This is a genomic window from Acidovorax benzenivorans (assembly GCF_028680575.1).
Taxonomy (GTDB): Bacteria; Pseudomonadota; Gammaproteobacteria; order Burkholderiales; family Burkholderiaceae_C; genus Acidovorax; species Acidovorax benzenivorans.
On the sequence record NZ_JAPCKI010000002.1, the window covers coordinates 539,877 to 552,113 of the forward strand.

The 12,237-nt window shown below is 65.3% G+C and carries 11 protein-coding genes; 7 read left to right on the plus strand and 4 right to left on the minus strand.

Going from position 1 to position 12,237, the window contains the following annotated elements; genetic code table 11:
- Positions 1-68: 68 nt before the first annotated feature.
- Both OIN59_RS05880 and argC read right to left on the minus strand, forming a co-directional pair.
- Complete coding sequence (locus OIN59_RS05880; protein WP_056173280.1) at positions 69-359, minus strand: co-chaperone GroES; 291 nt, start codon at positions 357-359, stop codon at positions 69-71.
- Positions 360-550: 191 nt separating this feature from the next.
- On the minus strand, positions 551-1,486 hold the full coding sequence (gene argC / locus OIN59_RS05885; protein WP_274108039.1) for an N-acetyl-gamma-glutamyl-phosphate reductase: 936 nt from the start codon (positions 1,484-1,486) through the stop codon (positions 551-553).
- A 131-nt stretch (positions 1,487-1,617) separates the two neighbouring features.
- On the opposite strand from argC, the gene OIN59_RS05890 reads away from it, so the two are divergent.
- The gene (locus OIN59_RS05890) at positions 1,618-2,505 is read left to right on the plus strand and encodes a LysR family transcriptional regulator (protein WP_274108041.1); all 888 of its coding nucleotides are present in this window, start codon (positions 1,618-1,620) and stop codon (positions 2,503-2,505) included.
- 65 nt (positions 2,506-2,570) lie between these two features.
- On the opposite strand, the gene petA is transcribed toward OIN59_RS05890, so the two are convergent.
- Entirely contained in the window at positions 2,571-3,197 is a 627-nt protein-coding gene (petA, locus tag OIN59_RS05895) for a ubiquinol-cytochrome c reductase iron-sulfur subunit (RefSeq protein WP_274108043.1), read from the minus strand.
- Positions 3,198-3,560: 363 nt separating this feature from the next.
- On the opposite strand from petA, the gene OIN59_RS05900 reads away from it, so the two are divergent.
- Positions 3,561-4,913, plus strand: a complete 1,353-nt coding sequence (locus OIN59_RS05900) for a sigma-54 interaction domain-containing protein (protein ID WP_274108045.1) — start codon at positions 3,561-3,563, stop codon at positions 4,911-4,913.
- 125 nt (positions 4,914-5,038) lie between these two features.
- Here OIN59_RS05900 and OIN59_RS05905 read toward each other — a convergent pair whose 3' ends face one another.
- Positions 5,039-5,746, minus strand: a complete 708-nt coding sequence (locus OIN59_RS05905) for a TetR/AcrR family transcriptional regulator (protein WP_274108047.1) — start codon at positions 5,744-5,746, stop codon at positions 5,039-5,041.
- A gap of 182 nt (positions 5,747-5,928) precedes the next feature.
- Between OIN59_RS05905 and OIN59_RS05910 the strand changes: the two genes are divergently transcribed.
- The 5 genes from OIN59_RS05910 to hydA all read left to right on the plus strand — a co-directional run bounded on the left by OIN59_RS05910 (position 5,929) and on the right by hydA (position 11,985).
- Positions 5,929-6,078, plus strand: coding sequence for a hypothetical protein (locus OIN59_RS05910; protein ID WP_274108049.1), 150 nt, complete (start codon positions 5,929-5,931; stop codon positions 6,076-6,078).
- Positions 6,078-7,427, plus strand: coding sequence for an NAD(P)-dependent oxidoreductase (locus OIN59_RS05915; RefSeq protein ID WP_274108051.1), 1,350 nt, complete (start codon positions 6,078-6,080; stop codon positions 7,425-7,427). Before OIN59_RS05910 ends, OIN59_RS05915 begins: the two co-directional genes overlap by 1 nt.
- A gap of 33 nt (positions 7,428-7,460) precedes the next feature.
- On the plus strand, positions 7,461-8,774 hold the full coding sequence (preA, locus tag OIN59_RS05920; RefSeq protein ID WP_055399341.1) for an NAD-dependent dihydropyrimidine dehydrogenase subunit PreA: 1,314 nt from the start codon (positions 7,461-7,463) through the stop codon (positions 8,772-8,774).
- Positions 8,775-8,995: 221 nt separating this feature from the next.
- Positions 8,996-10,453: an NCS1 family nucleobase:cation symporter-1 gene (locus OIN59_RS05925; RefSeq protein ID WP_274108054.1), complete on the plus strand. Its 1,458-nt coding sequence runs from the start codon at positions 8,996-8,998 to the stop codon at positions 10,451-10,453.
- 80 nt (positions 10,454-10,533) lie between these two features.
- Entirely contained in the window at positions 10,534-11,985 is a 1,452-nt protein-coding gene (gene hydA, locus OIN59_RS05930) for a dihydropyrimidinase (RefSeq protein WP_274108056.1), read from the plus strand.
- The last annotated feature ends 252 nt before the right edge of the window (positions 11,986-12,237 follow it).

Sequence of the window (12,237 nt, forward strand, 5' to 3'; positions counted from 1 at the left end):
GGCTGCTAGCGCTTATTTAATAAGCGCTAGCAGCTATGAAAAGATGAGTGATTTAGAGGGGAGAGAAATTACTTCTCAACCACTGCAAACAGGTCGTCTTCCTTCATGACCAGCAGCTCGTCGCCGTTGACCTTGACGGTCTGGCCCGAGTACTTGCCGAACAGAACGCGGTCACCGACCTTCACGTTCAGAGCGAGCACTTCGCCCTTGTCGTTCTTCTTGCCGGGGCCAACGGCCAGCACTTCACCTTGATCGGGCTTTTCAGCGGCGTTGTCAGGGATCACGATGCCCGAGGCCGTCGTGGTTTCGCTTTCGATACGTTTGACGATCACGCGATCGTGCAGAGGGCGAAGGTTCATTGCAATGCTCCTGTTTTCAGTAAAAAAGCTGAGGGACTCAATCAGCCCCGGCCATCCGGGGCAACCAAACTGCCAGCAGGGAGCGCGGTGTTAGCACTCGTCTGCAGTGAGTGCTAATGATACGGGCATTTGTGGCCATTTCAAGACACCCCCTCAGAACCTGTGGGGGAAGTTTTCTGTCTCCACGCACATCAGGTGGCGCCACCCAGCATCAGATCCAGGTTCTGCACCGCCGCCCCCGAGGCCCCCTTGCCCAGGTTGTCAAACACGGCGGTCAGCAGCACCTGGCCGTGCTGGGTGTTGCTGAACACCCCCAGCCGCAGTTGGTTGGTGCCGTTCAGGGCTTGCGGGTCCAGGTGCTCGGCGGCTTCGGCTGTGGCGGGGGTCATCACCTCTACAAAGGTGGCGTCGGCATAGTGTTGCTGCAGGCAGGCGTGCAGGTGTTCGGCTTGCGTGCCTGGGGGCAACTGCCGCAGATGTAGCCCGATGGTCAGCGCGATGCCTTGGCGGAATGCGCCGTATGAGGGCAGGAAAAACGGGCGCTGCGACAGCCCTGCGTGTCGTGCGATCTCGGGTGGGTGTTTGTGCTCCAGCTGCAGCCCGTAGATCTGGAAGGCTGGCGCACTCGCTGCTTCGGGGCCTTCGTGTGCTTGTACCCGGGCACGCCCACCGCCCGAATATCCCGACACGGCATGGATTGTGAGCGGGTGGTCGGCGGGCAGCAGGCCTGCCTGCACCAGGGGCCGCAGCAGGGCTACGGCGCCCGTGGGGTAGCAGCCTGGGTTGCTGACCCGCCGCGCGTTGGCGATGCGTGCGACCTGCGCCGCGTCCATCTCCGGGAAACCATAAACCCACTGCGGGTCTGTGCGATGGGCCGAGCTGGCGTCGATCACGCGCACCGCGGAGCTGTGGATGGCCGCGACGGCTTCACGCGCAGCGGCATCGGGCAGGCACAGGATGGCGATGTCGCAGCTGTTGATGGCTTCGGCGCGGCGGGTGGGGTTCTTGCGGTCGGCTTCGGGCAGTGTCAGCAACTGCAGGTCTGTGCGGCCGTGCAGGCGTTGGTGGATTTGCAGGCCGGTGGTGCCTTGGTCGCCATCAATAAAGACAAGAGGTTGGGTGGTCATGGTGCGGATTTCTGGCAGGGATAGGAGGTGGGAGGTGGGAGGTGGGAGGTGGGATGGTGGAATCTTCAGCTCCGGTCTAAACTTTGAAAAGTTGAATTTCACAAACATCAAGATCAGTTCTACTGAACGTCATGCGCGAACTCAATCTCGACCGGCTGCGCACCCTGGTCACCATCGCTGACCTCGGGTCTTTTGCTGAAGCTGCCCGCACGCTGCACCTGGCGCCGCCCACGGTCAGCCTGCACATTGCGGACCTGGAGGCGTTGATTGGAGCGCCGTTGTTGGTGCGCAAGCGGGGCGAGGTGCGGCCGTCCGGCGCGGGGGAGGTGCTGGTGGAGCGGGCGCGGCGCCTGCTGGCCGATGCTGATGAGGCCATGGACCTGGTGCTGCGCCAGGTGCAGGGGCTGGAGGGGCGTGTGCGGTTGGGCGCGTCCACGGGCGCCATTGCGCACCTGCTGCCCCAGGCGCTGGAGGTGCTGGGCCGGCACCACCCCGGCATTGATGTGCAGGTGGTGGTGCTCACGTCGCAAGAGACAATGTCGCGGCTGGCCCTGGGGGGGCTGGATGTTGGGCTGGTCGCCTTGCCGCTGCCCTCGGTGCGCGGGGTGACGGTGTTACCGTGGCGGCGCGACCCGGTGATGGCGTTTGTGCCGTCCGCCTGGACCGCGCCCCGGCGGGTCACGCCGCAATGGCTGGCGGGTCAGCCGCTGATCCTGAACGACGACGGCACCAGTCTGTCGCGCCTGACGAGCGATTGGCTGGCCCTGGCGGGTGAACATCCGAAGGCCCGCATTCAGCTCAACTACAACGATGCCATCAAGAGCCTGGTGGCGGCTGGGTATGGCGCAACGCTGCTGCCCCACGAGGCATCCACCGCCACGCCGCTGGACCCGCGCATCCGCATGCTGCCCGTGCAGCCTCGGCTGTGGCGCCCCCTGGGCATTGCCCACCGCGCGGGCCCGGTGGAGCGCGCTACCCAGCATGTACTGGATGTGCTGTGGCAACAGAAGCAGGTCTGACCCAAAACCATGTCCCCACAGCGGGCTGCAGCACCGGGCCGTAGCCTGTGGCACCCGACCGTCGCTCAGGCCACGTCGTCCCCGATGAGCAACCGGGTGTCCGACACATAGCGGTGTGGCGGTACCTCCAGATTGGTGGGCGCGGGCTTGTTCTTGAAGACGCGGCCGGCCAGGTCGAAGGTAGAGCCGTGGCAAGGGCAGAAGAAGCCGCCTTGCCATTGGTCGCCGACGCTGGGGTTGGCGGTGCCTGCGGGCACCGCCGTGGGTGAGCAGCCCAGGTGGGTGCAGATGCCCACCGTGACAAACACCTCTGGGCGGATGGAGCGTTGCGGGTTGCGCGCGTACTCGGGTTGCTGGTCCTTGCGCGAGGCGGGGTCGGCCAGCGCCGCGTCTTGCTCCGGCAGGGCGGTCAGCATCTCGAGCGTGCGTCGCATGATCCACACAGGCTTGCCGCGCCATTCCACCGTTTTTACGCCGCCGGGCTGCAGGTCGCTGATGTCCACCTCCACACTGGCGCCCATGGCCCGCGCGCGTTCGCTGGGGGCAAAGCTGGACACCAGGGGCACGGCAACCCCCGCAGCTGCTACGCAGCCTGCGGCGGCCGTCAACAGCACCAGCTGCCTGCGCTCTGCATCGTGGTCGCCGTCAGAGCCTTGCGGGCGACCATTGGGGGTGGCTGGAGTGAGGGGCATGGGGCGCTTTCAGAGAGGTGGAATAGGGCCCGCCATCGCGCGAAAAATGCTTTTCCGACTTGGTGAAGGCCGCCGTCCGCAACGTTGCGGGCGGCAATCGCTCATCGCAAACGGCGTGCCATCACTGACCAGTTGCACGACACGCTGGGCGCTGTGCGGAAAAGCCTTTGAATTCAATGGGTTGCATGGGTAGGGCGGTTGTGGCCGTTGTGCTGTCAGCCCGATGGGGGCCAGATTCACTGCCATCCGGGCTGCCAAACTGACTGCCAACTGCCATCCATTGCAGTCCATATGGCATAGATCAAATGCCCGGTGGCGAAACGGGAGCACCGTCAGTGCACTTGCATGTACCGAGGTTCTGCCATGTCCCGTCTCCCCGCTCCGCCTTCCGAACTGGTGTCTTTTTTGGAAGGGCTGCCCGAGCCGCACATCTTGCTGGACGATCGCCATCACATCCTGGCAGCCAATGGTGCCTATCGCCGCCAGTTCGGCGTGGCAGGCAGCGTGGTGGGCCTCACTTGCCACGCCGTGTCTCACCATGCCAGCGTGCCTTGCGATCAGGCGGGCGAGTCCTGCCCCATGGCGCAGGCGTGTGCCTCGGGGCAACGCGAACGCGTGCTGCATGTGCACCACACGCCCCTGGGTGAGGAATATGTACAGATCGAGTTGACCCCGGTGGCGGGGGCGGAGGGCGGCCCCGGCTTCTTTGTAGAAAAAATGGTGCTATTGCCAGTCGCGGCGCAGCCGGTGCCGTCAGCGCAGGGGCTCATCGGACGTTCGCCCGCGTTCCAGAGGATGCTGGGCCTGGTGGCACGGGTGGCGCCGTCGCGTGCTGCGGTTTTGCTGCTGGGTGAGTCGGGCACGGGCAAGGAGCTAGTGGCCCATGCCGTGCACCAGGGGAGTGTGCGGGCGCGGCGCGCGTTGGTGCCGGTGGACTGCTCCAGCATGCCCGAGGCGCTGTTCGAGTCCGAGCTGTTCGGGCACGAAAAAGGGGCGTTCACTGGTGCGACCCAGGCTCGGCCAGGGTTGGTAGAGGCCGCAGACGGCGGTACGCTGTTTCTGGACGAGGTGGGGGATATCCCTCTGCCGCTGCAGGTCAAGCTGCTGCGCCTGCTGGAGACCGGTACCTACCGCCGCGTGGGCAGCACCGAGCAGCGGCACGCCGACCTGCGCGTGGTGTCTGCCACACACCGCAATCTGCAGCATATGGTGGTCGAAGGGCGATTTCGTGAAGACCTGTACTACCGGCTGAGCACCTTCCCCATCCACTTGCCACCGTTGCGCGAGCGCGAGGGGGACACCGCCCTGCTGGCACGCGCGCTGCTGGAGCGAGTGGCACCGCCACCCCGCATGCTGCATTTGTCTGGTGCTGCGCTCGCCTTGCTGGAGGCGCAGCCCTACCCGGGCAATGTGCGGGAGCTGCGCAACCTGCTGGAGCGCACCGCCTTGCTGTGCGACGGCGACGCCATTGGCGCGGAGCAGGTACAACAAGCCTTGGCCTGTGGCCTGCCACCGCTCGCGGGCGGGGTGGAGCAAGGCGCAGGGGCGCCACCTGCTTTGTCGGTTACGCCACGTCGCAGCCCAGCTCTGGGCGACGATGCCCTGCGCCATGCGCTGGCTGCCCACCAGGGTAGCCGTGCGGCCCTGGCGCGGCAGCTGGGTATCAGCGAGCGATCACTGTACCGGCGCCTTAAAACATTGAGCGCTTTGCGCTGATGAGTGATTAAATAAGCCCCAGGCGCATATTCTGATTGCGCTGACAGCTATCAATTAAATAGCGTTTGGTGCGTCATGACCCCCCGCACCGCACCGCACCGCACCGCACCGGGTGAGGCGTTGCTTCACGCCACAGCGTCGGGCGCCAGCGCGCTCAGCACCATGCGCACGATCAGCTCTTCGGCCTTTTCGTAGTCGCGCTCGGTCAGGGCTGGCTTGCCCAGCAGCAGGGCGAACTGGGCTTCCTGCTCCGCATACGCCTGGGTGACCGACCAGATGATGAACATCAGGTGCGTGAAGTTGACCTTGGCAATGCGGCCCTCGCGCGCCCAGCGCTCGAAGGTGCGCACCTCGGTCTTGAGCAGCGGTGCCACGCGCTCCGTGATGGCCTGGCTGTAACGTGGTGCACCGGCGATCACCTCTTTGGTGAACACCTTGGCGCCCTGCGGACGCGTGCGCGAATAGTGCAGCTTGGCGCGGATGTAGCGCCGCAGCGCTTGCTGCGGGTCGTCGCTGTGCGACAGGTCTTCCATGCCCGCCAGCCACTGGGTCAGCACATCGTCCAGCACCCGCTGGTACAGCGCCTCCTTGCTCGGGAAGTAATACAGCAGGTTGTGGCGACTGATACCGATGGCTGCGGCAATGCTTTCCAGCGATGCGCCCTCAAAGCCGAATTGCGCAAACTGGTTCTCTGCCTCGGTGAGGATGCCCTGTTCCTTGAGCAGCCGCGAGGCCGTGGGTGCGCGGGGCGTGGACTCGTCGCTGGTCGAGGCGCGGGGCACCTTGCGGGGGCGGAGGGCTTGGTGGGCAGGGGACGAGCGGGCTGCAGTCATTGCACCATTGTGGAACAAGCCAGGGCCCGAAAACTGGCAATTCGCTGGCTTTGGGCTGGCACGCGGTTTGCTCTAGGGATTTTACCAATTGGTAAATTTTTACGGGTTGGTAAATTGACCCACAACGCAGGGCACCGCCGCAGCAAAGCAGCGGGCACCTGCACCCCACAGCGAGGACCACGATGAAACCTCCGAAGTTTGCGGGCACCAGCACCCACGCTGGTGCCGCATTGGTTGGCGCCACTGGCTGGCGCTCCAACGCTGCGCGGCGTGCACTTGCACGCCCCATGGGCGCCCAGGCCCCCACCCTCACCCTCTCGGAGGAAACCTGATGGACACACCCGCAAGCCGTGCCTGTGGCATTCATGCCGCACGCCTGAACCTGGCCGACTACGCAGTCAACTTCGGCGACGCTCACCCGCCGCTCACCCGGGCGCAGGCGCTGATCGAGGCCGAGCGCTGCTACTACTGCCACGACGCCCCCTGCGCCACGGCCTGCCCCACGGGCATCGACATCCCATCGTTTATCCACCGCATCGCACAGGACAACAACCGGGGTGCCGCCCGCGCCATCCTGGAGGCCAACCCGCTGGGCGGCATGTGCGCCCGCGTGTGCCCCACCGAGGTGCTGTGTGAACAGGCTTGCGTGCGCAACACCAACGAAGACAAGCCGGTAGAGATCGGCTCGCTGCAGCGCTATGCCACCGACGCCTTCTTTGCCCAGCCCGGTGCACCGCTGTTCCAGCGCGCCGCCGCCACCGGCAAGCGCGTGGCCGTGGTGGGCGCGGGGCCTGCGGGCCTGGCCTGCGCGCATGGCCTGGCCGTGCGCGGCCATGACGTGGTGCTGTTCGAGGCGCGCCCCAAGCTGGGCGGCCTGAATGAATACGGCCTCGCCAGCTACAAGACCACCAACAACTTCGCGCAGAAGGAAGTGGAGTGGTTGTTGTCCATCGGCGGCATCGAGGTGCGCACCGGCCAGCAACTGGGCCGTGACATCACGCTCGACAGCCTGCTGGGCGCCTACGATGCGGTGTTCCTGGGCCTGGGCCTGCAGGGCGTTAACGCGCTGGGCGTGGCCGAGCCCACGGCCAGTGGTTTGCGCAACGCGGTGGACTTCATCGCCGAGCTGCGCCAGAGCACCGACCTCTCGACCCTGCCCGTGGGCCGCCGCGTGGTGGTGATTGGCGGCGGCATGACGGCGGTGGACGCCGCCGTGCAGTCGCGCAAGCTGGGCGCGGAAGAAGTGACCATCGTCTACCGCCGGGGCGCAGAGGCCATGTCGGCATCGGCCGTGGAACAGCAATGGGCGCAGACGAACGGCGTGACCATCCGCCACTGGGCCGCACCGAAAGAGGTGCTGAGCGAAAACGGTGCAGTGAAGGGTGTGCGTTTTGCCGCCACGGCGCTGAGCGGCGGCAAGCTGGTGGAAACCGGCGAGACCTTCACGCTCGATGCCGACATGGTGCTCAAGGCCATCGGCCAGACCTTTGTGGCCGAGCCTGTGGGCAAAAGCATTGCGCTGGAGGGCGGGCGCATCGCCACCGATGCCGAAGGCCAGACCAGCCTGGCGCGTGTGTGGGCCGGTGGCGACTGCCGCGTGGGCGGCCGCGACCTCACAGTGGAAGCGGTGGAGCACGGCAAGGTCGCCGCTGTCTCCATCCACGCCGCACTGATGGCCTGAACCCCTTCCACCAAGTTTTCACGGGAGCAACCCATGGCAGACATTCGCAGCAATTTCCTGGGCATCCAGAGCCCCAACCCCTTCTGGCTCGCCTCCGCACCACCCACCGACAAAGAGATCAACGTCACCCGCGCCTTCGAGGCAGGCTGGGGCGGCGTGGTGTGGAAGACGCTTGGCGAAGACCCACCGGTGGTCAATGTCAACGGCCCGCGTTACTCCACACTCATGTCGCAAGACCGCCGTGTGATCGGCCTGAACAACATCGAGCTGATCACTGACCGGCCGCTGCACACCAACCTCGAAGAGATCAAGCGCGTCAAACGCAACTGGCCGGATCGCGCCATGATCGTCTCGCTGATGGTGCCGTGCGAGGAGCAGAGCTGGAAGGCCATCCTGCCGCTCGTGGAAGACACCGGCGCCGACGGCATCGAACTCAACTTCGGCTGCCCGCACGGCATGAGCGAGCGCGGCATGGGCGCGGCCGTGGGCCAGGTGCCTGAATACATCCAGATGGTCACGGCCTGGTGCAAGCACTACAGCAAGCTGCCCGTGATCGTGAAGCTCACGCCCAACATTACCGACGTGCGCCAGCCCGCACGCGCGGCCAAGGCGGGCGGGGCCGATGCCGTGTCGCTCATCAACACCATCAACTCCATCATGGGCGTAGACCTGGACCGCATGGTCATGAGCCCGAGCACCGACGGCTGGGGCTCGCACGGCGGCTACTGCGGCCCGGCCGTCAAGCCCATCGCGCTGAACATGGTGGCGGAGATTGCACGCGATGCGCAGACCGCGGGCCTGCCCATCAGCGGCATTGGCGGCATCACCACCTGGCGCGATGCGGCCGAATACATTGCGCTGGGCTGCGGCACGGTGCAGGTGTGCACCGCGGCCATGGTCTACGGCTTCAAGATCGTGCAGGACATGTGCGACGGCCTGTCCAACTTCATGGACGAGCACGGCTACGCCACGCTCGACGACTTCAAAGGCCAGGCCGTGCCCACCGTGAAGGACTGGAAGAACCTCAACCTCAATCACATTGAAAAAGCCGTCATCAACCAGGACGCTTGCATCCAGTGCGGCCGCTGCCATGTGGTGTGCGAAGACACCTCGCACCAGGCCATCACCTTCACCAAAGAGGGTGGCGTGCGCAAGTTCGAGATCAACGAGGCCGAATGCGTGGGCTGCAACCTCTGTGTGTCGATCTGCCCCGTGCCTGAGTGCATCACGATGCGCGCGCTGGAGCCGGGTGAGGTGGATGTGCGCACGGGCAAGAAGGTGACCGGCGAATACGCCAACTGGACCACGCACCCCAACAACCCACAGCGCGTGTCTGCCGCAGCTTGATGGCCCACCATGAGCGCGTGCGCCACAGGGTCGACAAGGCGTTCTGACCGTACCCGTTGTGGTGCCGATTTGCAACGCATGCTGCACTGCATCTGGTGCAGTTCTTGCGTCCTCTCTAGCATCGCTCGCTTCCCTTTGCCCGCCATCTGCCAGCGTGAGGGCGCCGGACCAGACAGCGGGTTGTGTTCAACCCCAACGAAGTCTTTGACAGGAGTACAGGCATGACCAACAGTACCGGCAGCGCTGCCCACGTGGCGGGGCTAATGCCCGGCGATGCATCCAACACGCTCGCCAATGAAGATCTGCTCCCCACCACCGCCGCGCAGCGACACTGGACCTGGAAAGACTTTGCCGCACTCTGGGTGGGCATGGTGGTGTGCGTGCCCACCTACACCATGGCCAGCTCCATGCTGGACCAGGGCTTCACCTGGCAGATGGCCGTGTGGCTAGTGTTCCTGGCCAACTGCATCGTGCTGGTGCCCATGGTGCTCATCGGCCGCGTGGGGCCCAAATATGGTGTGCCGTTCCCCGTGTTGGCGCGTGCATCGTTTGGTGTGAAAGGCGCCAACCTGCCCGCCGTGCTGCGCGGCCTGGTGGCGTGTGGGTGGTTCTCCATCAACTGCTACTTCGGCGCGCTGGCGCTGCACGGCTTCTTGAACATCCTGGGCATGGGGCTTGCGGGCCCGGCCGATGGGCAGACCATCAGCACCTCGCAGTTCATGTGTTTCCTCGCGTTCTGGGCGGCGCACATCTACTTCATCTGGAAGGGGCCGGAGTCCATTCGCAAGCTCGAAGTGATCGCCGCGCCGCTGATGATCATTGCGTCCATCGTGCTGGTCGTGGTGCTGATGATGAAGGTGCCCTCGGGCCAGCTCTTCAACCTGCCTGCCAAGGTGGTCGAGGGTGGCCCCAAGACCTGGGCGGCGCTGACCGGCCTGGTTGGCTTCTGGGCCACGCTGGCGCTCAACATCCCGGACTTCACGCGCTTTGCCAAAACCCAGAAGGACCAGGTGATGGGTCAGGCCATTGGCCTGCCGATCCCCATGGCGCTGTTCTCCATGGTGGGCGTGATCGGCTTCTCGGCTTCGGCCATCCTGTATGGCAAGGCACAGCTGTTCCCCGATGGCCTGCTGACGCAGATGGGCAGCGTGGCTGCTGGCGTTGGTCTGCTGGTGATCTTGCTGGCCAATCTGACGACCAACGTGGCCGCCAACCTGGTGTCGCCTTCGTACGACTTCAGCCAGTGCGCACCGTCCAAGATCAGCTTCCGCATGGGCGGCCTGATCGCTGCAGGGCTGGGTTTGCTGTTCATGCCCTGGAAGCTGCTGGCCACCTCGGGTGGCTACCTGTTCACCTGGCTGGGTGGCTACGGCACGCTGCTGGGCGCCATCGCGGGCATCCTGCTGGTGGACTACTACCTGGTGCGCAAGAGCGAGCTGAAGGTGGACGATCTGTACCGCCGTGGTGGCGAGTATGAGTACAGCAATGGCTGGAACCTGCAGGCACTCATCGCCTTTGCGCTGGGCGTGTTGCCTTGCCTGCCTGGCTATCTGGCGGTATCGGGCGTGGTGGACAAGGCGGGCATGCCCGCCATCTGGCTCACGCTGTTCGACTCGGGCTGGTTCTTCAGCCTGGCGGTGGCGGGCACCTACTACTACCTGACTGCCAAGAAGAAGTGACCCCTTGGACCCTGGCTGGGCCTGGTGCCAGTGCAGGGTTCTTTTTTTCGATTTGATCCGTATCCCTGAAGGAGACCCCCATGAGCCAAGCCCTTGTGATCCGCGGAGGCACCGTGGTCAACGCCGACCGTGAACAGCGCGCCGACGTGTTGTGCGTCGATGGCCGCATCGTGGCCGTGGGGGAAGATGCTGCGGCCCAGGCGCCTGCGGGGGCGCAGGTGCTCGACGCCAGCGGCCAGTACGTGCTGCCCGGCGGCATCGACCCGCACACCCACATGCAGCTGCCGTTCATGGGCACCGTGACCATGGACGACTTCTTCACCGGCACGGCGGCTGCATTGGCGGGCGGCACCACGAGCATCATCGACTTCGTGATCCCCGACCCGCAGGAGCCGCTGATGGACGCCTACCGCAAGTGGCGCGGATGGGCCGAGAAGTCGGCGGCCGACTATTCCTTCCACGTCGCTATCACCTGGTGGAGCGAACAGGTGCGCGCCGATATGGGCACGCTGGTGCAGGAAGAGGGCGTGAACAGCTTCAAGCACTTCATGGCCTACAAGAACGCCATCATGTGCGACGACGAAACCCTGGTGAACAGCTTCAAGCGCGCGCTGGAGTTGGGCGCCATGCCCACGGTGCATGCCGAAAACGGCGAGCTGGTGTACCTGCTGCAGCAGGAGGTCGCCAAGATGGGCATCACCGGCCCCGAGGGCCACCCGCTGTCGCGCCCCCCCATGGTCGAGGCCGAGGCCGCCAACCGCGCCATCGCCATTGCCGACGTGCTGGGTGTGCCCATCTACGTGGTGCACGTGAGCTGCATGGAATCGGCCGATGCGATTGCCCGCGCCCGTGCGCGCGGCCAGCGCGTGTACGGTGAGGTGCTGGCCGGACACCTGCTGGTGGACGACAGCGTGTACCGCGACCCCGACTTTGCCAAGGCCGCTGCCTACGTGATGAGCCCACCCTTCCGCCCCAAGGGCCACCAAGAGGCGCTGTGGCGCGGCCTGCAGTCGGGCCAGTTGCACACCACAGCCACAGACCACTGCACGTTCTGCGCCGCGCAAAAGGCCATGGGCAAAGAGAACTTTGCCAAGATCCCCAACGGCACGGGCGGCGTGGAAGAGCGCATGGCCGCGCTGTGGGACGGCGGCGTGAACACCGGGCGCCTCACGCCCTCTGAGTTCGTTGCCATCACCTCGGCCAACTGCGCCAAGCTGTTCAACATCTACCCCCGCAAGGGTTTCATTGGCGAAGGCGCCGATGCTGACCTGGTGCTGTGGGACCCGCAAGGCACCAAGACCTTCTCGGCCAAGACGCAGTTCAGCAAGGGCGACTTCAACATCTTTGAAGGCCGTACCGTGCGCGGCATCCCCAGCCACACCATCAGCCAGGGCCGCGTGGTGTTTGCCAACGGCGACCTGCGGGCAGAGCAGGGCAAGGGCCGCTACATCAAGCGCCCGGCATTTGGCGCCAACTTCCAGGCCGTGCAAAAACGTGCGCAGGACCTGGCACCCACGGCCGTTGCGCGCTGATTCGCCACGATGGCCTGCGCACGCACCCCGTTCGCCCTGAGCCTGTCGACGGGCTTGGCGCCACGCCCCGGCTTCGACAAGCTCAGCCCGAACGGTGGTGAGTGAACCGGTATTTCAGACATTCCCCGGAGAACACCATGGACACCCAAGTGAAGACCAACACCGAAAACCTGCGCATCAACGGCGAACGCCTGTGGGCCTCCCTCATGGAGCTGGCCCAGATCGGTGCCACCCCCAAAGGCGGCGTGTGCC